Here is a 21,047-nt window from a genome sequence, read left to right as displayed (position 1 = left end):
GACGGAGGAAATCGTGGACCCAGTAGTCATCCCCATTCTGGTGGCGGCCATCGTCGTCATCTTCCTCGTGGTCACCTCCGTCCGGATCGTGCCACAGGCCCGCCGTTACAACATCGAACGGTTCGGCCGCTATCGCCGAACGCTGCAGCCCGGCCTGAACCTCGTACTGCCAGTAGCGGACCGGGTCAACACCAAACTGGACGTGCGCGAACAGGTGTATTCGTCCGACCCCAGTCCGGTCATCACCGAGGACAACCTCGTGGTGAACATCGACACCGTGCTCTACTACCAGATCACCGACCCGAGGTCGGCGGCCTACGAGGTCGCCAATTACCTGCAGGCGATCGATCAACTCACTGTGACCACGCTGCGCAATGTCATCGGCAGCATGGACCTGGAGGAGACACTCACCTCTCGCGAGGAGATCAACACACGGCTCCGCACTGTCCTCGACGATGCCACCGGCAAGTGGGGCATCCGCGTCAACCGCGTCGAGATCAAAGCCATCGACCCGCCGAACACGATCAAGGAGGCGATGGAGAAGCAGATGCGCGCCGAGCGCGACAAGCGCGCCGCCATCCTCCACGCCGAAGGGGAACGGCAGTCCAAGATCCTGACCGCAGAGGGCACGAAGCAGAAGGACATCCTGGAGGCACAGGGCACGCAGCAGGCCATGATCCTGCGGGCGGACGGCGAGGCGAAGGCGGTGGAGCGCGTCTTCCAGGCCGTCCATCGAAACAACGCCGACCCCAAGATTCTGGCCTACAAGTACCTCGAGACGCTGCCGCACCTGGCGAAGAGCGAGAACAACACGTTCTGGGTGATCCCCGGAGAACTGACCGAAGCAGTGCGCTCGGTCTCCAGCGCCTTCGGTGACCACTCCGAGATGGGGCTGCCCAAGAACGTGAAGCCCGCGGACGCCGATGCCGACGACGCCGAAGGCACTGCGGACCATGTCGCGACTCCGGAGATCGAGTCGAGTCCGAAGACCAACGCATCCGCGGCAGCTGACGAGGTCGCCAAGCAGGCCGCCGCCGCGGTGAACAAGGCGAAGGCCGAGGCCGAGGCCGCAATGACATCGCAGGAGCAGGGCCGCGGCAAACCGTCCACTTCCGACTGACCACGCCCCGTCACAGCTGCGGATTCGGTGGCACCTCCCTGGCTCATACTTCAGCCCGCCCGTTGCCAGGGGCCAGGCGACGGACGGGCTCGAAGACGACGTACCCGATGGGGGCCGGGCTTTGGGCCACCACAGACCTGAAGTCAGTCCAGATGGGCGTTCTTGGTCTCGGGCGCCCAGGCCAACGACACCACGGCTCCCAGTACCAGCAGCGTTGTGAGGGCAATCATGGAGGCGGAGAAGCCGAACGCCGAGAGGCTCATCGGGAGCAGGAACGTTCCGATCGCGGAACCCACGCGGCTGAGTCCGTTGAGCAGGCCCACCCCCGAGCTGCGGACCTGAGTGGGGAAGAGCTCCGGGGGATAGACCTGATCGAGGTTGGAGGATGCCGACATCGTGAAGGTGAACACGAGGAACAGCGGGAACAGCAGCAGCGTCGGCGCGTCGGGCCACACCCCGATCACACCGAGGGCAAGCGCCATCACGAAGAACGAGGTGATGAGGAAGCCCCGCCGCGTGAAACGGGCCACGAACCACAGCCCGATCAGCCCGCCCAGCAGCAGGAACAGGTTGAGCAGACCGTTACTGAGGAACTCCTCGTCAGCCAGCCCCACCCGCACCATCACGACGGGCAGGAACGTGTAGATGGCGAAGTACGGGATGACCTGACAGTTGTAGTACAGAACACCGAAGAGGGTGTTGCGGCGATAGCGGCGGCGGAACAGCTCGCGGTAGTCGTAGGACTCTTCGGCCTGCCCCCGGGTCAGGAGGCCCGAGATGTCGATGTTCGGGCCTATGTATTTGGCGACGACGGTCTTCGCTTCCTCGATCCGCCCCTTGCTGATGAGCCAGCGCGGCGACTCGGGTGTCCCGATGCGCATGAGGAGGACGAAGACGGCGGGCAGCGCGCTGCTGGCCAGCAGCCAGCGCCAGCTGTCCCCGCCGAACCCGATCACGTAATTGCCGATGAAGTACGCCGCGATGTAGCCGATCGTCCACATCGCGGTGAGCGAGGCGAGGAAGCCGCCGCGGTAGCGGCGCGGGCAGAACTCGGCGACCAGCGTGGGACCCAGCGCGTAGTCCGCGCCGATTCCGAATCCGATCAGGAGGCGGAGCACGAACAGCTCGGTCGGTCCGGTGACGAAGAACTGGGCGACGGAGGCGACGGCGATGAGGAGGAAGTCGAGCGTGTACAGCAGCTGGCGTCCCCATCGGTCCGCGGCCCAGCCCAGCACGATGCTGCCGGCGAAGATGCCGATGAGTGCCGAGGCGCCGAGCAGGCCCTGCCAGACAGGCCCGAGGTGCATCTGCGGCGCGATGAGCGTCAGTGCGATGCCGATGATGCCCAGGTGGTAGCCGTCCGAGAAGTTCGCGCCGAAGGTGAGCGCCGTGATCTTGAGGTGGAAGCGGTTCAGCGGGGCGTCATCAAGGGTCGTTTCGGTCTCAGAACCCGTCGCTGCCCCGATGCCCGGTGGCTCGGCCACTTCCACAGACGGCGGTTGCTCCACGGCGTCCTCCTGAGCCTTGCGAAACATTTGAATGAACGATTTCATGAAGCCTCAAGCGTGAATACTTCTATGTCAAGGGGTTGATGGCGATCACCAGCGACCGCATACTCATCGACGGTCAGCACCTGAGCTGCGCCGACGTCATCCGCGCCGCACGGCGTGCCACCTCCGTCGAGCTCGACGCCACGGCCCGGAAGAGGGCAGATGAGACCTACGTTCTTGCACGGGACATCGGGGAAAAGCGGGCCGTCTACGGTCGCACGACCGGCGTCGGCGCCAACCGGCACGAAGTCGTGGATCCGGACTCCGCCGACCAGCACGGTCTGCGCCTGCTGAGCAGCCACGCCGGCGGCACCGGAGAGCTCCTCCCGGCCGCCACCGTGCGCGCCATCCTACTGATCCGGCTGAACCAGCTCGCCGCGGCCGGTAGCGGTGTCCATCCCCGCCTCCTTGACGCACTGGAAGAGTCCCTGCACACCGGTGCCCTCCCTCGCGTCCACTCCCGCGGTGCCATCGGTACCGGCGACCTCAGCTCCCTGGCGGAGATCGGACTGACCCTCGCAGGCCGACAGCCCTGGGCGGAGGGAGGTCTCACTGCGGTACCCATCAGCCCCGGTGACGCCCTCGCCTTCATCTCAAGCAACGCCGTGACCCTCGCGAAGTCCGTGATGGTCTGGCACGACCTCAAGGAGCTGCTGCACGCCAGCCACCTTGTTGCCGCACTCTCCCACTGCGCCCTCGACGGCTCGCCCGAAGCACTCTCCGAACGCGTCCACGCGCAGCGCCCGCACCCGGGCAGCATGCGCTGTGCAACCGAAATGCGGCGAGTCCTGTGGGCCGACGGCGAACCGCAACCCGGGCGGCGACTGCAGGACCCCTTCGGCCTGCGCGCCTTCCCCCAGGTCCAGGGTCCGGCCCTGGACGCGCTCGACGCGCTGGAACAGGTACTGACCACCGACCTCAACGCCGCCGCCGAGAACCCTCTGATCGACCTCAAAACGGAGAACGTCTACCACCACGGACACTTCTCCACGGCCTACCTTGCCCTCACCCTCGACCACCTGCGTGCGGCGCTCCACCACGTCGCCGAATTGTCTGCGGCGCGGCTGAGCAACCTGGTGGAGCCGAACCTGACCGGCCTGTCACCCTTCCTTTCCGCTGGGCCGCCCGGCAGCTCCGGAATCATGATTCTCGAGTACGTCACTCACGACGCACTCAGCCAGCTCCGTCACGCCGCATCCCCGGTCACCCTGGGCACCGCGGTCATTTCCCGCGGGCTGGAGGACCACGCGAGCTTCTCGGCGCAGGCGGCACACAGCACATCGGCAGCGGTCACCGCGTACCGGACTGTGCTGGCCTGCGAACTCCTGGGAGCCGTACGCGCATTGCGGCTTCGCGGGAACGAGCTTCCCCAGGCTCCGGTCGCGGAAGCGTTCCGGATCGCGGGGAAGTCCCTGCCGATGGTCGCCGAGGACCACCCCCTGACAGATGAGATCGCACTGGCAGAGGGCGTCATCGACGCCTTGAGCGCCCTCTAGCGGGAGGGGCGGAAAGGAGCATCGTAACGAAGCGTGACAGCAGGGGACGAGTGTCGCCGCTGACGACGGGCCCGGCGACCGTCGTCGCCGAGCCCGTCGTGGGTGTCAACTCTCCTGGAGAGTCGGTCGGTTCAGAGGCTGGGGAAGCCGGTCGGGGACTGGGGGCCGGTGGGGACATAGTCGAAGTGCGGCGTCAGCGTGCCGAAGAGGCTGCCGACGCGGGGGCCGGGGCGCCCGGTCTGCTCGGTGAAGAGGTCGGAGAGCTCCTTCGTGACGCGGAACGGCACCTTCTCCAGGCGGAAGCCGGTCGGGCTGGGGCGGGCACCCACGAGGGCCTCGCGGGCCGTGGTCTCGGCCACCATGACCTCGTCGTCGATGACCTTCCCGTCGACGGAGACGCCGGCGGAGTAGCCGGGCGTCGGCATCACGCGGATGTAGGTCGGCTTGAGGGTGAACGTCTTGCCCGACCGGGCGTGGTGGAGGTTCAGGCCACCCGGGTAGAAGATGCGGCCCTTCGAGTCGAGGCCGTCACCGGCGGTCGAACCGATCGGCATGCTGAAGCCGCGCTTGTCCGCGTCCATCTTGAACGGGCTGATGGCGTCGAGCGTGAAGCCCTCACGGTCCAGCCAGTCCCACGTCTCGTCGCTGATGGCGACGTCCGCGTCGCCCCACGGGGAGATGTACACGCCCGGGAACGGGTCGGCCTGCACGGCCGCCGACCGAGGGGCGTCCGCCGGGGCGGCCGAGGCGGAGGCGAGGCCGAGCGGGAGGGCCAGTGCCGCGGCGACGGCGACAGCGGCGGAACGTCGGATTCTGTGCATACGCATAGAGGGTCCCTTTTCTCTGAATGATGGTTGCGGGCCGAGCGCCCGCAGCCCCTTCACGTACCGCCGCGTACCAGTAGATGCGCACTGAGCAGGGGTTTCTCGATCTCCCTGGAAGTACTGCATGCGGAAAAGCATGCAGAAGGCACGCAGGAGGCCGCCCGGAACGGTTCGTTTGGGTATGGCAAGTGATGCATAGATTTGCACCAAATTGAAAGGCGGCGAGGGGCCGGTTACGCCACCTACCTGAAAACGATCACGCGACTGGACGGACTTCGCGCCCTCAGGTGGATTCAAGATCATCCAGGCCGCAAGTCTGGGCGCCCCACTCCTCGTACGCAATGGAGCGCCCCGTGCCACGACCCATCAGCCGAACCGTCAACAGACCCTCCCGACGACGGCTCGCCCTGCTCGCCACGACGCTCACCGCACTGAGCGTCGCCTCGCTGTCCGGCCCCTTCACCGGCAGCAGCCGGGCCGGCGGCCACATCGACGCGCCCTCGTCCATCACGGACTCGCCCGCCGACATCACCGACGTCTACGCCTTCACCAGCCCCGACGACACCGACATGGTCACGCTCATCGCGAACGTGCGCCCCTTCCAACTCCCCGGCAACCCGGGCAACGCGCTGGTCGACTACCCCTTCGCGACCGGCGCCCGGTACGAGATCCACACCGACGCCGACGGCGACGGCGCACCCGACACGACGTACCGCTGGACCTTCCGCAACGACGACCGGCGCCCCTTCGGCATGGGCCCCAAGGTCGGTCCGCTGCCGGTGCGTTCACTGGAGGACCGGTCGCTCGGCGTCCGTCAGAAGTACACCCTGGAGCGGGTCCGTACAGGCGACAGGGCCGGGACCGAGAAGCTCGTCGACGGCATCGCGGCCCCCACCCACGTCGGCCGGACCCTGATGCCCGACTACGCCGGCCTGCGCGCGGAGGCCACCCGCCAACTGCCCAGCGGCGGCCGGACCGTGGCCGCCCAGTCGGCCGAGGCCTTCAAGGCCGACACCCAGGTCTTCGGCCTCTTCACCGTCGGCACGGCAGGTCCCGTGCCCGGCTGGCTGCCCGACGCCCAGCCGCTGTCGGCGATGAACGTCAACAGCCTGGTCGTCCAGGTACCCAAGGACGAGATCGCCCTCAAGGGCGACCCGCGGCGCAACCCGGTCGTCGGCGTCTGGTCGACCGTCTCCCGGCCCGGCGCCGACCTCGACAAGAGCCTCGAGAAGCAGGCCCCCACCTACCGGCAGGTCTCCCGCAACGGAAACCCGCACACCGCCTTCAGCATCTACGGCACCACCATCGGCCTGGCCAAGCCCGGCGGCCCCGAGGACCGCTTCCAGCGGCGCGAGCCCAAGGACGACCAGTACGAGAAGGACTACCTGGCCGCCACGCTCGACCCGGCGCCGCCCCACCGCATCGAGACCGCGCAGGGATTCAAGGCGCCCGCCACCCCGCGCAAGGACATCCAGGCCCTCTTCCTCAAGGGCATCGGCAAGGACAACGGCTCCAAGTTCGGCTTCGACCTCAACACGCACACCATGAACGCGGACGCCGACCCCTCGCGCATCGCCCTCGCGGAGGAACTGCGGCTCAACCTCACCACCCCCGTCACGGCCGGCCCGAACAAGTACGGCGTCATCGAAGGGGACAAGCAGGGCTTCCCCAACGGCCGTCGCATCAACGACGTCATCGACCCGCCGCTCATCCGGATGCTCGAGGGTGAGCCCGGTGGCCGGTCCGCGGAAGGGCTCCTGCCCAAGCCCGTCGCCAAGCTACAACCGGCCGACGCCCAGGGCACGTTCCCGTACCTAAACGTTCCCCACGCGGTCCTGTGAGACGACTCCTCAGCGCGCCCGGCGCCGTGGTCGCCGTCGCCGCGTGCGTCGTCGGGCTCCTCGCACTGGGACCCGACGACAGCACGCCCGGCGGCGCACCACGCGCCGGAGCAGTCGCGTCCGGCGGCAGGGACCTCCCCGCCGCCGGCGCGGTGCGCACCGCCCGCGACGCCACAGAACGCCACCCCGACGACCCCACGAGCTGGTCCCGGCTCGGCACCGCCCAGATCGAAGCGGCCCGCACCACCCTGGACGCAGGCCGCCTCGACGCCGCGGACAAGGCCCTGCACCGCTCGCTCGACCTGCGCAGCGAAGAGAACTACGCGGCCGTGACCGGTCTCGGCCAACTCGCCAACGCACGGCACGACTTCACAGCGGGCCGCGCCCAGGGCCTGCGCAGCACGCGCATGGCCCCCGACCGGCCCGACGGATACGCGGTGCTCGCCGACGCCGAGATCCAGCTCGGCCACTACCCGGCCGCCCGCACCGCCGTCCAGCGCCTCCTCGACCTGGCACCCGGCTCCGCCGCGTACAGCAGAGCCGCCTACGACCTGGAGACGCACGGCAGGGAACGCGACGCGGCCATCGCCCTGGACCGCGCCCTGGAGAGCGCGTCCACCCCCGACGAGAGTGCCTTCGCGGAGTCCCGCAGCGGCGAACTCGCCTGGTCCGCCGGTGACATCCCGCGCGCGGAAGGCCACTTCCGGCGCGCGCTCGACCTCGTACCCGACCATCCGTACGCCACATCCGGACTCGCCCGCGTCCGGGCCGCACAGGGCCGCACCGCGCAAGCCCTCAAGCTCTACGACCGGCTCGTGGAGCGCACACCCGCACCGCAGTTCCTCGTCGAATCCCTCGAACTGCGGGAGCAGAACGACCGCGACGATCCAGGGATCGCCGCCGCGCGGGCCGCGCTCGACGCGCAGCTGCGCATGACACAGGCGGCAGGCGGACCCGTCGACCCGCACCTCGCCCTGTACGCGGCCGACCACGCGGACCCCGCCGTCGCCGTGAAGCTGCTGAGCCACGAGGCGGAACAGTCCCGCGGCGTCATCGTCGACGACGCGCTCGGCTGGGCCCTGCACCGGGCGGGACAGGACAAGGAGGCACTCGCCCACGCGCGCAGGGCCGCCAGAACCGGCTGGGACAACCCGCTGTTCCAGTACCACAGAGGGGCGATCGAAGCGGCCCTGGACAACCCCGACGCCGCCACCCACCTGCGCGCGGCACTCGACCGCAACCCCCACTTCTCCGCCTACCACGCACCCCGGGCGGCCGCTCTGCTCGCGCGGTGAGCACCCCGCGACGAGAGCGGTACCGCCCGGCAGTTGAGAGCAGTCGATGAACCGTTCACACCCCGCCGTCGCCGCCGCGACGGCCCTGCTCGCAGCCCTGCTGCTGGCCCTCTGCGCGGCCCCGGCCGCACACGCCCACCCACTGGGCAACTTCAGCGTCAACCACTACGACGGACTGCGTCTGACCCCCGGCCGGCTCGTCGACACGGCCGTCGTCGACACCGCGGAGATCCCCACCGCACAGGACCACGACACGGTCGACACCGACCGCGACGGCCGGATCTCGAAGGCAGAGGCGGTCGCCCGCGCCGCGGACCGCTGCGCCGGCCTGGCCCGCACCACCCGGGCCGCACTCGACGGGCGGGCGCTGACCTGGAAGGCGGCCGAGTCCTCCCTCACCTTCGGCAAAGGCGCGGCCGGACTGCCCATCGCCCGGCTGACCTGCACCCTGAACGCCGACGCCGACCTGAGCGGACCCGCGGACCTGACCTTCGCCTCGGCGGCCGACGCGGCCCGCACCGGCTGGAAGGAGATCACCGCCACCGGCTCCGGGGTGCGGCTCACGGACTCCTCCGTTCCCGCCACCAGCACCAGCGGCGCCCTGCGCGACTACCCGGCGACCGCGGCCAGCGACCCGCTCGACACCGTCGAGGCCCGGCTGCACAGCGAACCCGCCGCAGCGGAAGTCGCGGGACCCGGCGCGGACCAGGGCACTCAACACCCTGCGGCCGCCCCCGCACTCGTCCGCGACGCCGTCCTCTTCCCCGCCCTGGAGAACCGGCTCACCGCCCTCACCACGGGCCGCGACCTCACCCTCCCCGTCGGCCTCCTCGCCGTCCTCCTCACCCTGCTGCTCGGCGCGGGCCACGCGGCCCTCCCCGGCCACGCCAAGCTGGCGGTCGCCGCCTGTCTCGCCCGACGCGAGGGCGGCGTCCGGGCGGCCCTCGCCGTCGGAGCGACGGTGACCGCGACGCACACGGCGGGCGTCCTCGTGGTGGGCCTCGTCCTGACCGCCTCCGGCAGCTTCCTCGGCGAACAACTCCTGGGCGGCCTCGGCGCGATCAGCGGCGCCGTGATCGCACTCATCGGCACCTGGCTGGCGGTGACCGCCGTACGAGCCCTCCGCGCCGGCCACCGCCCCACCGGCCTGCACCATCACAGCCACGGTCACGGACATGGTCATACGCACGGGCACGACCACGATGAGCACGAGCACGAGCACGCTGGAAAACGACGCCGCACAGGCTTCGCCGCGCTCCTCGGCGTGGGCCTGGCGGGGGGCCTCGTGCCCAGCCCGTCGGCGCTCGTCGTGCTGCTCGGAGCGGTCGCCCTGAGCCGGACGTCGTTCGGCGTGCTACTGGTCTTCGGCTACGGGGTCGGCATGGCCCTGACCCTCACCGCGGCGGGCCTGCTGCTCGCTGGAGGCGGCAACCGGCTCGCCGTCATCGGCGAACGCCGGCTGCCCGCGCTGCGTCGATTCGCCCCGTACGGAACGGTCCTGACGGCGCTGGTGGTTCTGGCCGTCGGACTCGGCCTACTGGCCCGGAGCCTCTTCCCGTAGCGACCCACCTTCCCTCAAAGGGGTGACATAGCGGGTCACGGTGACCTCGGTGAGCACGCGCCCAGGTTATGGGATCAGGATGGCGTTGAACGTCCAGGGATCACCGTACGTACCTCAGGAAAACCCCCACGGGATCCAGTACGTCCCCTCGAACCGACCCTCCGATGAAGGGACCTTCACCTCATGACCGCTTCGCAGGAGCCCGCCCCCACGAGCCACGTCCCGTCGCGCCGCACCGTCGTCACGGTGGCCGGCGCCGCGGGGATCGCCGCGGCGCTGAGCGCGTGCGGCAGCTCGGACGAGGACACGTCACAGCCCGCGGGCAACGCGTCGTCGGGCGGCGGCGAGAAGAAGAGCGAGAAGAAAGGCCAGGCGATCGCCAAGACCTCGGACATCCCGGAGGGCGGTGGAAAGATCTTCGCGGATGCGGGGGTGGTGGTGACGCAGCCGGCCTCGGGCCAGTTCAAGGCGTTCACCAACATCTGCACGCACCAGGGCTGCAAGGTGAGCAAGGTGGCGGGCGGCACCATCGACTGCCCGTGCCACGGCAGCAAGTTCTCCATCAAGGACGGCAGCGTGTCGCACCCACCGGCCACGCAACCCCTGGAGGAGAGGCAGCTCAAGGTCAGCGGCGACTCGATCGAGCTCGCGTAGGCCCGATCGGGCAAGCCCTGTGCAGCTAACGACGCTTCCACGCGTCGAGCACGTCCGGCGTCGCCGTCACGGTGGCGACAAGGGCGAGCGTGTTGTCGATCATCGCGGGGGTGTAGTCGGCCGGTACCCCCGCGATGGCGTCCCGTGGCACGACCACCGTGTAGCCGAGGTTCACGGCGTCGAACACGGCGTTCGGGATGGCTACGTTGGCGGAGACACCGGTGACGACGAGCGTCCGGCAGCCGAGATTGCGCAGCAGCGGATCCACGTCGGTCCCGGCGATCGGTGAGAGCCCGTGCAAACGGCGTACGACGAGGTCCTCGTCCGCGACTTCGACGGGCGGAGCTACGCGGACGGCATCGGTGCCCGAGAGCTGCTTCACCGGAAGGCGCTCGGTCGCGCGGAAGAGGCGGGCGTTGCGGTTGGCCCCGCGGCCGTCCGGGCGCCGCTCCGCGACGGCGTGCAGGACCTGGACCCCGCTCTCGTGGGCGGCGGCGACCAGTCGCGCCACGTTGGCGAGGGCCCCCGACGCCCGTGCCTCTTCCGCGAGTTCGGGAAGGGCGCTGTCGGCGCCGACGACGCCCTGCTGGCACTCGACGGTCAGCAGTACGGTGCTCGCGGGTTCGAGCAGCTCGGCCAGTTCCCCGCGCTTCGCGCGCTTCTCGCGCCGTTCGTGCTCCTCGTGCTTCTCGCGCTTCTCGTGCTTCTCGTGCGACGGCACGACCGCGCCCCCTGTCCCGTACGGATATCGGCTGCTTCTCCGGGCTGCTGGAGGGTAGCCACCATTGCGTGTACAGGGAAGAGGCCGCATGCTGCGTTCCTGATGTCACGTCAGGCGCGCCGGGGCGCGCCTCGGATGCCGGACAAGGGAGCCCTGATGACCACCGCCACGCAGCGCCGCGGCCGGAAGATCATGATGTCGCCCGAGGAGCGCGACGCGTTCCTCGCCGAGCAGCGCACCTGCCGCGTCGCCACGGTGGCCGCGGACGGCACGCCGCACGTCAGCCCGCTCTGGTTCGCCTGGGACGGCACATCTCTGTGGCTGTACTCGCTGTCCCGCAGCCGCCGTTGGGCCGACTTTCGCGCCGACGGCCGGGTGGCGGTGGTGGTCGACGCGGGCGAGGAGTACGGGGAGCTGCGCGGCGTCGAGCTGTCCGGGCGCATCGAGTTCGTCGGCGAGAGCCCGCGCACGGGCGAGGCATGCCCCGAACTCGACGCCCCCGAGCGGCTGTTCGCGCACAAGAACTTCGGATTGACCGAGATGGTCTACGACGGCCGGCACGCGTGGGCGCGACTCACTCCGGACAAGATCGCGTCGTGGGACTTCCGGAAACTGACCATGTAGAGCCCCGCCGACGATTGACCTTTCCGGCCCAGCCGGCGCTTGAGCCTTTCCAGTCCCGCCGACGCTTGAGTTTTTCCAGCCCCGCCAGCGCTTGAGCATTCCAGCCTCGCCGGCGTTTGAGGCGCGGGGTCCGGGGCGGAGCCCCGTGACGGTGACCTCACCCTTCGGCGAGCCGCCCGAGATCCGCCCCCACCTTCTGAAGCGCCCGCACCGCCGCACGAATCGAGGGCCGCCGATCCGCGTCCGCACGCCACACGACGTACACATGACGCCGCACCTTCTGCCGCACCGGCACCGTCGCCACCCCCTCGGGCATCGGGTCGCGACCGAGCAGCGGGACCACGCAGACGCCCAACCCCGCTGCCACCAGCGCAAGTTGGGTGTGCGTCTCCGCCGCACGGTGGGCGATCTGCGGCTCAACGCCCTTGGCCCGCAGCGTGAACATAAGCCACTGGTCACAGAACTCGCCGCCGCCCCAGGTGATCCACTCGTCGTCGGCGAAATCGGTGAGGTCGACCTCACGGCGATCGGCGAGGGGGTGGTCGGCGGGCATGGCGATATCGGTCGGATCATCGAGGATGCCCGCCTTGACCAGGCCCTCCGGCAGGGGCATCGGCTTGTTGTACCAGTCCAGCACGACGGCGAGATCGAGATCCCCGCGGATCACCCCGGCCACCGCGGCCTCGGGCTCCAACTCCTGTGACCGTACGCGCAGTTGCGGGTGCTCGGTGCGCAGTGCGGCGAGCGCACGGGGGAACAACCCGCGGGCGGCCGTCGGGAACGCGGACAGCCGCAGCTCCCCCACCACCTGCCCGCGCTGCGCCTCCAGGTCGGACTGCGCCAGCTCGACCTGCGACAGGATGCGCGCCGCGTGCTCGGCGAGCAGCCGGCCCGCGTCGGTGAGCCGCACGCCGCGCCCGCGCTTGGCGAGCAGCTGCTGTCCCGCCTCGCGCTCCAGCTTGGCCATCTGTTGCGAGACGGCGGACGTCGTGACGTGCAGCCCCTCGGCCGCACCGCTCACCGATCCGTGCCGGGCCAGGGCATCCAGGACCCGCAGGCGCTCCAGGTTCAACATGTAAGTAATGCTAATCGGTACTCGGAAAGCAATCTCGCTTGTGCTACGAAGACGTCGAAGCCAATCTGGACCCCATGAGCACGAAGACCGCTTCCCGAGCCACTGCGGCTCCGTCCTCCGCCCCCATCGCGCGGCCCGGCCTCGACTGGCGCATCCGCTTCGGTGTGCTCGCCCTCATCTGGGGCTTCAGCTTCCTGCTCATCAAGGTGGGCACGGAGGGCTTCGCGCCGTTCCAGGTCACGCTCGGGCGGCTGCTGTTCGGCGCGGCGGTCCTGGTCGTGGCCATGATCGTGAAGCGTCAGCGACTGCCCCGCGGGGCGCGCACCTGGGGGCATTTGGCGGTCGCGGCGCTCTTCCTGAACGCGCTGCCGTTCTCGCTCTTCGCGTTCGCCGAGGAGACGATCCCGTCGACACTCGCCGGGATCTGCAACGCGACGTCGCCGCTGTGGGGCATGGCGCTCTCGCTGGTCGCGCTCTCCGAGGACCGGCCCACGCGGCGTCGGGTCGCGGGCCTCGGCATCGGATTCCTCGGCGTCCTGACCGTGCTCGGCGTGTGGCAGGGCTTCCACGGCCTGGACGTGGCGGGCACGGCGATGGCGCTACTGGCCTCGCTCTGCTACCCGATCGGCTGGATCTACGTCCGCCGCACGCTCGCGAACACGGGTGAGTCGAATGTGTCGATGATCGGGGGCCAGCTGTTGCTCGCCACCGCCCAACTGGCGCTCGTCACCCCGCTGTTCACGTCCTGGCCGACCCGCTTCGCCATGGGCCCGCTGCTGGCGATCGCGGCGCTGGGGGCGCTCGGCACGGGTGTGGCGTTCCTCATCCAGTACGGACTCGTGGCGGAGGTCGGTCCGACGACCGCGCAAATGGTCACGTACTTCGTCCCGGTCATCGCCACGGCGGCGGGCGTCGCGGTCCTCGGCGAGTCCCTGTCCTGGTCGACCCCGATCGGCGCGGCGATCGTCTTGGCGGGAGCGGCACTTACGCAGTCGCGCAGGCGGGCCCGGGGGTAGCGCCGCGACGCCTCCCCACACCACGGGGCTCCGCCCCGGACCCCGCTGCTCAATCGCCGCAGGGGCTTGAAATGCTCACCCGCCACCTGGGCATGCGGTCGGCCACATCCCGCCTTGGGCGGCAGGGTGGGCAAGGCGGCACCCCGGTGCCGCGCAACGAAAACCACGGGCCCAGCCCCGGCGCCACTGTCACGCGTAACGCCTCCGCGGGCCCGACCTCACCGCCGCCGCCACCGCGTCCGCCACCTCACCGATCTCCCCCACCCCCAACCGGGACACGGTGATCCGTACCCCCGGATCGGCCTCCATCCGGAACCGCGCCCCCGGCGCCACCGCCCACCCGGCGTGCAGCAGCCGCGCCACCGCCCCGGTCTCGTCCGGCACCGGCACCCACACGTTCATCCCGCTGCGCCCGTGCGCCACCACCCCCCGCTCGGCCAGCGCAGCGACCAGCGCGTCACGCCGCTCCCCGTACGAGCCCGCGACGGCCACCGCGTCCACCGCCCCGGCCTCCCAGAGCCCTGCCACCGCCCGCTGCGTGATGCGGCTGACCCAGCCCGGACCGAGCCGCTGCCGCCCGCGCACCCGGTCGACCGTGCCGGCGTCCCCCGTGAGCACGGCGAGCCGCAGGTCGGGCCCGTACGCCTTGGCCACGGAACGGACGAACGCCCACTGCCGCGTGGCCCCGGCGAGCGGGTGCAGCGGCAGGTCGACGATGCCGTGGCCGTGGTCGTCCTCGATGAGCAGGACCTCCGGATACGCGCCCAGGATCGCGCGCAGCGCCTCCGCCCGGCCCGAACCCACCGCGGCCCCGGTCGGATTCTGTGCCCGGTCCGTCACCACGATCGCCCGGACCCCCGCGGCCAGCGCCCGCTCGACGTCGTCCGGCAGCGGTCCCTCGTCGTCCACCCCGACCGGCACCGTACGCAGCCCGAGCGCGGGTACGAGGTCGAGCATGCTGCCCCAGCCGGGATCCTCCACGGCGACCGCGTCCCCCTGCTTGAGGTGCACGGCGAGCACCCGCTCGATGGCGTCGAGCGAACCGGATGTCACGGCGACGGGCCCGTCCGGCACCCCGTCCGCATCGAGGTCGGCACGCGCGCGGTGCGCGAGGCCCGGCTCCAGGGAGTCGTCCCCGTACAGCACCGGCCCTTTGTCGGCGACACCCGCGGCCGCCGTGAACGCCTCCACCAGCGAGGGCAGCAGGGCGGTGTCGGGATTGCCGTCCGACACGTTCCGCACCCCCTCCGGCACGTCCACACGGATGGCCTCGCGCGCGGTGATGACCGGTTTCGGGCGCACACGGCTGCCGCGCCGCCCGGCCGTCTCGATGACTCCGCGCTCACGCAGCGACCGGTACGCGGCCGCGACCGTATTCGGGTTCACCCTGAGCTGTTCCGCCAACTCCCGCATGGGCGGCAGCAGTTGGCCCGGTTCCAGGTCCCCGGCGATGACCCCACGCTCGACGCTGGCGCGGATCTCTGCTGCGCCGCGCCCGCTGATCCGATACTCTCCTAGCACAAACAGCAGTATGTACTAGTGCAATGGAGTTCGCAACATGAGCGTCGCCCAGGAACAGTCAGCCGCCTCCTACGCGCCCACGGAGCGCACGACCCCGACCCGCGCCAAGGAGCGCGCGGCGTACGACCACGCCCTGGTGCACTCGATACTCGACGAGACCTACCTCTGCCATCTCGGCTTCATCCGCGACGGCGCCCCCGTCGTGCTGCCCACGCTGTACGCCCGTGTCGGCCACCATCTCTACGTCCATGGCTCCACCGGATCGCGCCCGCTGCGCATGGCGGGCGACAAGGAGTGGCAGGAGCCCGGCCTGCCGGTCTGCGTGACCGTGACCCACGTGGACGGCCTGGTCCTCGCCCGCTCCGCCTTCCACCACTCCATCAACTACCGCTCCGTGGTGGTGCACGGCACGGCGCACCAGGTCACGGACGCCGAGGAGAAGCGGCTCGCCCTGGACGCGATCGTGGACCACGTGGTGGAGGGTCGCGCCGCCGACTCGCGGGCCGCGAACGCCAAGGAGCTCGCTGCGACGGCCGTGCTCCGCATCGACCTCTCCGAGGTCTCGGCGAAGGTCCGCGAGGGCGGTCCGAACGACGAGCCGGAGGACATGGACCTGCCGCACTGGGCGGGCGTGGTCCCGGTCCAGCGCGGCTACGGGGAGCTGCTCCCCTCGGACGACCTCGCCGACGGCATCGACGTCCCGCCGTACCTCAAGGGGCTGTGATGCTGATCCACCCCTGGGACGCGGCGCGCGACACGGCCGAGTGGCAACAGTGGCTCGCCGCCCACGACTTCGGCCAGCTCGCCGTCAACGGCCTCGACGGCGACCCGCCTTTCGTACAACCCATGCACTTCGCGTACGACCCCGAAGGTCCGGGCGCGTACGGCGAGGTGGTCGCCCACCTCGCCCGCCCCAACCCCCTGTGGTCCGCGCTCGACGCCAACCCGGAGGTACTGCTGAGCGTCGTCGACGACTACGCGTTCGTGCCGGGCCCGTGGCAGGCGCCGCCCGACGTCCCGCCGGAACACGGCACACCGACCAGCGTCTACGCCGCCGTCCAACTCCGCTGCACCGCGCGCGTGGTGGACGATCCACAGGAGAAGGCCGAACTCCTGAACCGGCAGGTGGGCCACTTCCAGCCGCCCGGCCTCTCGGTGCCGGTGGCGGCGGACGAGGCCCCGTACGGCCGGATGCTGCCGGGTATCCGGGGCCTGCTCCTCGAAGTGACCGACGTACGGGCCAAGTTCAAGTACGCGGGGCACAAGCCCGAGGAGGTCCAGGACAACATCGCGGCGGGCCTCGCCGGGCGCGGCGACCCGCGCGACGCCGCCGCCCTCGCCACGCAGCGACGGCGGCGTCACCAACCCGCGTAGGGGCTCAGGCGCCCGACCGGGCCTCCGCCGCGGCGAGGCCCGTCACGGCCGCCAGCATCAGGGCGGTGCCCGCGACCGTCGCCACCGTGAGGTCCTCGCCGAGCAGGGTGACCGCGATGACGGCGGCGCTGACCGGTTCGAGCAGCATGATCACGGACACGGTGGCGGAGCGCACGACCGCGGCGCCCGCGAAGTACAGGGCGTACGCGAGCGCGGTCGGCACGGTGGCGATGTACGCCAACAGGCCGAGCACGGCGAGGTGGTGGCCGGTGTGCGGCACCAGGCCCTCGACCGCGCCGAGCGGCAGCAGCGCGAGCGAGGCGACCGCGAACGTGCCCACGGTCGTGCCGAGCCCGTTCCCTCCCCCGCCGTGCCGCCCGAACCACCGCGTGAGCAGCGTCAGCACGGCGTACCCGGCCGCCGACAGCAGCGCCCACACCACCCCGAGCGGCCGCACCGCCGCCCCGCCACCCCCGAGGACGAGGACGCCGAGCCCGCCGAGCGCCCCGGCCACGGACAGCAGCCCGCCCACGCCGAGCCGCTCCCCGAGCAGCACGCGCGCCCCCACCGCGATGAGCACGGGCCCCGCGCCGAGCGTGACCACGGTGCCGACGGCGAGCCCGGTCGCCTGCACCGCGGCGAAGTAGGCGGTCTGGAACACGGCCAGCGAAAGCCCGAGCACACCGAGCCGGACGGCCTTGCGGCCCCGCGTCTCGTACGACACGGGCGTGGGCCTGCGCCGCAGCGCGCAGCGCACGGCGACGAGCAGCAGGAGCCCGCCGACACAGCGCCAGAACGACAGGGCGCCCGGCCCCAGGTCGCCGGCCCGGAACACGAGCGATGCGGCGGCGCCCGCGGTGCCCCAGGCGGCACCGGCGACGACCAGATACACCAGGCCGCGGGCGACCGGCAGTTGACGTACGGGCCCGGATACAGACCCAGAAGCAGAATCAGCAGGCGCGACTGCGCCCGCTTTGACGACACGCGACACGTGACACTCCACGGAGAACGGCCCTCCGCCGGAAGCCGGGAGGGGGCCAGGAACACGGACCGTCGTGAGGGGACGGCCGAGTCCCTCCGGGAAGCGCCGCCCGCGGCAGGGCAAGCACGGCGCCGGGGAGCACTTCAGGCAGCACGGCTGCGACCGGCACCTTCAGGTGGCGGCCCCACAGTGGCGAAGTCCCCGGACGAACCGGTCCCGGCCACGACGGCCGGGCAGCCCTCAGACGGCCGGGGGCGGAAGGACGAGTGCGCGTGCGTACATGTCCGGCACCCTAAACAGCCCCGCCGGAGCGCGACAACGCGTTTTCCGGCGCGTCGTCGGACGGGGTCGGCGGCGTCGCAGTCGGCCGCGACGACTGTGCGATGAGCGCCCCGACCAGGACCAACGCCCCGCCGAACAACTGCGGCCCGGACAGGTGCTCCCCGAGCATCACCCAGGCGAGGACGGTCGCGACGACCGCCTCCAGGCAGGCCACAACCCCCGCCACCTGAGGCGAGAGAAGGCGCACCGACACCACGCCGGTGAGGTACGCGACGACCGTGGCGAGCAGCACGATCCAGCACAGCAGCAACCACGCGGGCACCGCCGTACCGTCCATGGAGGCACTGCCCGCGAGCACCGACCAGTCCATCCCCCAGGGGCGGGCGATGACGGTGAGCAGCACGGTGCCGATGAGTAGCCCGTACGCGATCACGCCGACCGGGTCGGGCACCTCGGCACCGGACTCGGCCGCGTCACCACCGTGGTCGGACAGCACGAAATAGCCGACCTGACAGCAGGCCGCGCCGAGCGCGAGCAGCAGTCCGAGCGCGTCGAAGCCGAGCCCGGACCACACCTCGACGACACAGGCGAGTCCGGCCACGGCGAGCACGACGCCGAGCGCGGCCGCGCGTGTCACGGGCTTGCGCTGCACGAAACGGACCCAGCCGAGTACGAGCGCGGGCGCCAAGTACTCGATGAGCAGGGCGACACCGACGGGAATGCGGGAGATCGCGGCGAAGTAGCAGGCCTGCACGCCCGCCACCGCGAGAAGCCCGAACCCGGCCAGCAGAGCGGGCCTGCGCAGCACGAGCGCGCGATGCCGCCAGGCGACCGGCAGCATGACCAGGGCGCCGCCCGCGACGCGCAGCCACACCACGTGGAGCGGGTCGAGCCCCGCCTCGATCAGTGGCTTGGCCGCCACCCCGGAACCGCCGAACGCGAGCGCGGAGAGGAGGGCGAGGCCCAGTCCCATGCCGCGCCCGCGGGTTGCCTGCTTCCCCGAAGACCCCATTGACTCGCGCACCGGCACATCATGGCAGGGCGCGTCAGGACCGTCATCCCCGTTGACCCCTGTCTCACGGGATGGACTCCGGTCGTGTCAGTCGAGCCGCCGGCGCAGCCCCTCCACATCGACGCCCGCCCGCCCGAGCACCTCGACCGCCCGGCACTCCGCGTCCGCCGTGAGCGCGGCCAGTACGTCGACGCCGCGCGCCCGCTTCTCCCCGCGCGCCACGGCCCGCTCGACGCCGGCCTCCATCGCGGCGGCCGCGACGGGCGACCAGCCGGGGGCGGAGCTTACGAGGGGGACGGCTCCGGAGTCCTCCACCGAGCCCTGCCAGCGCAGCCCGTAACCGATGCTGCGCTGGACGAGATAGCCGAGCAGCCGCGCCACCTGCGCGCCTTCCGGGAACGCGGCACGCACGTCGGGATCCGTCTCGAGGAGGGAGTGCAGCAGGTGCGCGGTGTCGACCTGCCGGTCCCCATCCCGGACCGCGCGCCGCCGAGCGCCCGCGACGACCGCCGCGAGCTCGTCACTCAGCTGGGCATCGGCCTCGGGTGGGGTTGAACTATGCACATACGTAACCCCATCAGGACCGGTCGAAAGGAACATCCACGGTGAGGAGCATTCTTTTGTCCGACACAAGTTGGGCACTGATCAAGAACATCTCCTCCTTACGGATGAGATCGAACCATCGACCCCCGAGGGGATCCCGCAGGCGCCGGGTCACCCCCGCCCGGAACTGACGGGTCATCAGTATTGAATGTTCGAGGCCAGGCGGCTACTTTCCGCGACGACGCGACATCGAAGCCCGTCATGGCTCTCGACTCAAAGGGGTGGCCGCATGGCCGAAGTCAGCGCGGAAGCACACATGGAAGCACCCGCGGAGAAGGTCTGGGCGCAGCTCACCGACTTCTCTTCGTACGGGAAGTGGAACGCCACCCACACCGACTTCCCGAAAGGCGGGCCCGCCTTGCTGGAGGTGGGCGGACAGTTCGAGGAGAACATGAAGCTGATGGGCTTCCCCGCCGAGGTCACCTGGACCATCGAGGAGCTCGAGACCGCCCGCACGTTCGCCATCAGGGGCAAGGGCCCGATGGGCGTGAACCTGTTCATGCACTACTCGCTCGCGCCGGACGGCGACGCGACCACGGCCCGCATCAAGGGCGTCTTCACCGGTGCGGCGGTCTCGCTGATGGCGGGCAAGCTCAAGGACTCGGCGACGGCCGCGCTCGACGAGTCACTGCGCAAGCTGAACGGGCTCGTGACCTGACCCTTCGTACGCACTACGTAGGTACGCACTACGTACGTACGCGAAGAGGCGCCCCGCACCTGTAGGTGGTTCGGGACGCCTCTTCCGTGCTCTGCGGCCTGTCCTGGCCCGCACGGGACTCAGTCCTCGTCGGCGAGGATCAGGTACAGCTTCTTGCGCGCGTCATTGATGACGGAGATCGCCTTGTCGCGCTGATCCTTGCTGCCGGTCTTCCAGACCTGACCGAAGGCCTCCATGAGTCCGAAGCTTGCCGTCCGGATCTCGTTCATGGCCTCCCAGTCGACGCCGCGACCGGCCTCCTCCCAAGGGGCGTCGGGCCCCTCTTCGGCGGCGGTACGGCCGTCGTCGGTGAGCGAGAAGAGCTTCTTGCCACCCTCGCTCGCGCTGGCGATCAGACCCTCGTCCTCGAGCAGTTGCAGCGTCGGGTAGACCGAGCCGGGGCTCGGCTTCCACGCGCCGCCGCTGCGCTCGGCGATCTCCTGGATCATCTCGTAGCCGTGCATCGGGCGGTCCTGCAGCAGGGCCAGGATCGAGGCACGCACGTCACCGCGCCGCGCCCGTCCGCGAGGCCCGCCACCACGACCGCCACGCCCCCAGGGGCCGGGGCCGCCAGGGCCGCCGAAGCCGGGCCCGAAGGGCCCGAACGCCGCACGCCGACCCTCGAAGCCGCCGCGCTCGAATCCACCCCTGCCCTGGTGGCCGGGGCCGAAATTTCCGTGTCCGTGTTCATGTCCGTGGTTACGCATGAGAATCAGTCCTTTCACAACTGATCGCGGTTTTCGCTGAACGCGATCATAAACCGATCGCGATGCCTCAACGATATATCGGGACTGTTCGG

The 21,047-nt window shown here is 70.6% G+C and carries 20 protein-coding genes; 11 read left to right on the top strand and 9 right to left on the bottom strand.

From position 1 onward, the window contains the following. The first annotated feature begins 13 nt into the window (after window positions 1–13). A complete protein-coding gene (locus tag ACWD2L_RS37860) occupies window positions 14–1,120 on the top strand; it encodes an SPFH domain-containing protein (RefSeq protein WP_351339110.1) in 1,107 nt (368 codons plus the stop codon). Window positions 1,121–1,263: 143 nt separating this feature from the next. Here the strand turns inward: ACWD2L_RS37860 and ACWD2L_RS37855 are convergent, their stop codons facing one another. Beyond that, window positions 1,264–2,628, bottom strand: a complete 1,365-nt coding sequence (locus ACWD2L_RS37855) for an MFS transporter (protein ID WP_351339108.1) — start codon at window positions 2,626–2,628, stop codon at window positions 1,264–1,266. Between the two features lie 83 nt (window positions 2,629–2,711). Here ACWD2L_RS37855 and ACWD2L_RS37850 point away from each other — a divergent pair, with 83 nt between their 5' ends. Next, the gene (locus ACWD2L_RS37850; RefSeq protein ID WP_351339107.1) at window positions 2,712–4,166 is read left to right on the top strand and encodes an aromatic amino acid ammonia-lyase; all 1,455 of its coding nucleotides are present in this window, start codon (window positions 2,712–2,714) and stop codon (window positions 4,164–4,166) included. Window positions 4,167–4,297: 131 nt separating this feature from the next. On the opposite strand, the gene ACWD2L_RS37845 is transcribed toward ACWD2L_RS37850, so the two are convergent. Beyond that, entirely contained in the window at window positions 4,298–4,987 is a 690-nt protein-coding gene (locus ACWD2L_RS37845; protein WP_351339104.1) for a hypothetical protein, read from the bottom strand. 356 nt (window positions 4,988–5,343) lie between these two features. Here ACWD2L_RS37845 and ACWD2L_RS37840 point away from each other — a divergent pair, with 356 nt between their 5' ends. The 4 genes from ACWD2L_RS37840 to ACWD2L_RS37825 all read left to right on the top strand — a co-directional run bounded on the left by ACWD2L_RS37840 (window position 5,344) and on the right by ACWD2L_RS37825 (window position 10,341). Continuing rightward, window positions 5,344–6,831 (top strand): DUF4331 domain-containing protein, encoded by a 1,488-nt coding sequence (locus ACWD2L_RS37840; protein WP_351339103.1) that lies wholly within the window; start codon window positions 5,344–5,346, stop codon window positions 6,829–6,831. After that, on the top strand, window positions 6,828–8,126 hold the full coding sequence (locus ACWD2L_RS37835) for a tetratricopeptide repeat protein (protein WP_351339100.1): 1,299 nt from the start codon (window positions 6,828–6,830) through the stop codon (window positions 8,124–8,126). Before ACWD2L_RS37840 ends, ACWD2L_RS37835 begins: the two co-directional genes overlap by 4 nt. Window positions 8,127–8,172: 46 nt before the next feature. Beyond that, window positions 8,173–9,687, top strand: coding sequence for a nickel transporter (locus ACWD2L_RS37830; RefSeq protein WP_351339098.1), 1,515 nt, complete (start codon window positions 8,173–8,175; stop codon window positions 9,685–9,687). Between the two features lie 183 nt (window positions 9,688–9,870). Continuing rightward, window positions 9,871–10,341, top strand: coding sequence for a Rieske (2Fe-2S) protein (locus ACWD2L_RS37825; protein WP_351339096.1), 471 nt, complete (start codon window positions 9,871–9,873; stop codon window positions 10,339–10,341). Between the two features lie 25 nt (window positions 10,342–10,366). Here ACWD2L_RS37825 and ACWD2L_RS37820 read toward each other — a convergent pair whose 3' ends face one another. Next, complete coding sequence (locus ACWD2L_RS37820; protein WP_451193375.1) at window positions 10,367–11,062, bottom strand: cysteine hydrolase; 696 nt, start codon at window positions 11,060–11,062, stop codon at window positions 10,367–10,369. A 156-nt stretch (window positions 11,063–11,218) separates the two neighbouring features. On the opposite strand from ACWD2L_RS37820, the gene ACWD2L_RS37815 reads away from it, so the two are divergent. Beyond that, window positions 11,219–11,686 (top strand): pyridoxamine 5'-phosphate oxidase family protein, encoded by a 468-nt coding sequence (locus ACWD2L_RS37815; protein WP_351339094.1) that lies wholly within the window; start codon window positions 11,219–11,221, stop codon window positions 11,684–11,686. Window positions 11,687–11,843: 157 nt separating this feature from the next. Here ACWD2L_RS37815 and ACWD2L_RS37810 read toward each other — a convergent pair whose 3' ends face one another. Further along, window positions 11,844–12,761: a LysR family transcriptional regulator gene (locus ACWD2L_RS37810; protein ID WP_351339092.1), complete on the bottom strand. Its 918-nt coding sequence runs from the start codon at window positions 12,759–12,761 to the stop codon at window positions 11,844–11,846. A 74-nt stretch (window positions 12,762–12,835) separates the two neighbouring features. On the opposite strand from ACWD2L_RS37810, the gene ACWD2L_RS37805 reads away from it, so the two are divergent. Next, a complete protein-coding gene (locus ACWD2L_RS37805; protein ID WP_351339089.1) occupies window positions 12,836–13,777 on the top strand; it encodes a DMT family transporter in 942 nt (313 codons plus the stop codon). 189 nt (window positions 13,778–13,966) lie between these two features. Here ACWD2L_RS37805 and ACWD2L_RS37800 read toward each other — a convergent pair whose 3' ends face one another. Further along, window positions 13,967–15,298 carry an aminotransferase class I/II-fold pyridoxal phosphate-dependent enzyme gene (locus ACWD2L_RS37800; protein ID WP_351339087.1) on the bottom strand — a complete coding sequence of 444 codons (1,332 nt, stop codon included), beginning with the start codon at window positions 15,296–15,298 and terminating at the stop codon, window positions 13,967–13,969. Between the two features lie 37 nt (window positions 15,299–15,335). Here ACWD2L_RS37800 and ACWD2L_RS37795 point away from each other — a divergent pair, with 37 nt between their 5' ends. After that, window positions 15,336–16,022, top strand: coding sequence for a pyridoxamine 5'-phosphate oxidase family protein (locus ACWD2L_RS37795; protein ID WP_351339085.1), 687 nt, complete (start codon window positions 15,336–15,338; stop codon window positions 16,020–16,022). Then, window positions 16,022–16,672, top strand: coding sequence for an FMN-binding negative transcriptional regulator (locus tag ACWD2L_RS37790; RefSeq protein ID WP_351339082.1), 651 nt, complete (start codon window positions 16,022–16,024; stop codon window positions 16,670–16,672). Before ACWD2L_RS37795 ends, ACWD2L_RS37790 begins: the two co-directional genes overlap by 1 nt. A 4-nt stretch (window positions 16,673–16,676) precedes the next feature. On the opposite strand, the gene ACWD2L_RS37785 is transcribed toward ACWD2L_RS37790, so the two are convergent. From ACWD2L_RS37785 to ACWD2L_RS37775, 3 genes are all read right to left on the bottom strand, one after another. After that, a complete protein-coding gene (locus tag ACWD2L_RS37785) occupies window positions 16,677–17,585 on the bottom strand; it encodes a DMT family transporter (RefSeq protein ID WP_351339133.1) in 909 nt (302 codons plus the stop codon). 361 nt (window positions 17,586–17,946) lie between these two features. After that, complete coding sequence (locus ACWD2L_RS37780) at window positions 17,947–18,948, bottom strand: EamA family transporter (RefSeq protein WP_351339130.1); 1,002 nt, start codon at window positions 18,946–18,948, stop codon at window positions 17,947–17,949. 87 nt (window positions 18,949–19,035) lie between these two features. Next, the gene (locus tag ACWD2L_RS37775; RefSeq protein WP_451193369.1) at window positions 19,036–19,548 is read right to left on the bottom strand and encodes a Clp protease N-terminal domain-containing protein; all 513 of its coding nucleotides are present in this window, start codon (window positions 19,546–19,548) and stop codon (window positions 19,036–19,038) included. 232 nt (window positions 19,549–19,780) lie between these two features. Here ACWD2L_RS37775 and ACWD2L_RS37770 point away from each other — a divergent pair, with 232 nt between their 5' ends. Continuing rightward, window positions 19,781–20,209 (top strand): type II toxin-antitoxin system Rv0910 family toxin, encoded by a 429-nt coding sequence (locus ACWD2L_RS37770; protein WP_351339078.1) that lies wholly within the window; start codon window positions 19,781–19,783, stop codon window positions 20,207–20,209. Window positions 20,210–20,328: 119 nt separating this feature from the next. On the opposite strand, the gene ACWD2L_RS37765 is transcribed toward ACWD2L_RS37770, so the two are convergent. Beyond that, on the bottom strand, window positions 20,329–20,955 hold the full coding sequence (locus tag ACWD2L_RS37765) for a PadR family transcriptional regulator (RefSeq protein ID WP_351339075.1): 627 nt from the start codon (window positions 20,953–20,955) through the stop codon (window positions 20,329–20,331). Window positions 20,956–21,047 lie beyond the last annotated feature (92 nt).

It is taken from the genome of Streptomyces sp. NPDC002754 (assembly GCF_053592315.1).
This window is presented reverse-complemented; position numbering and strand designations above follow the sequence as displayed.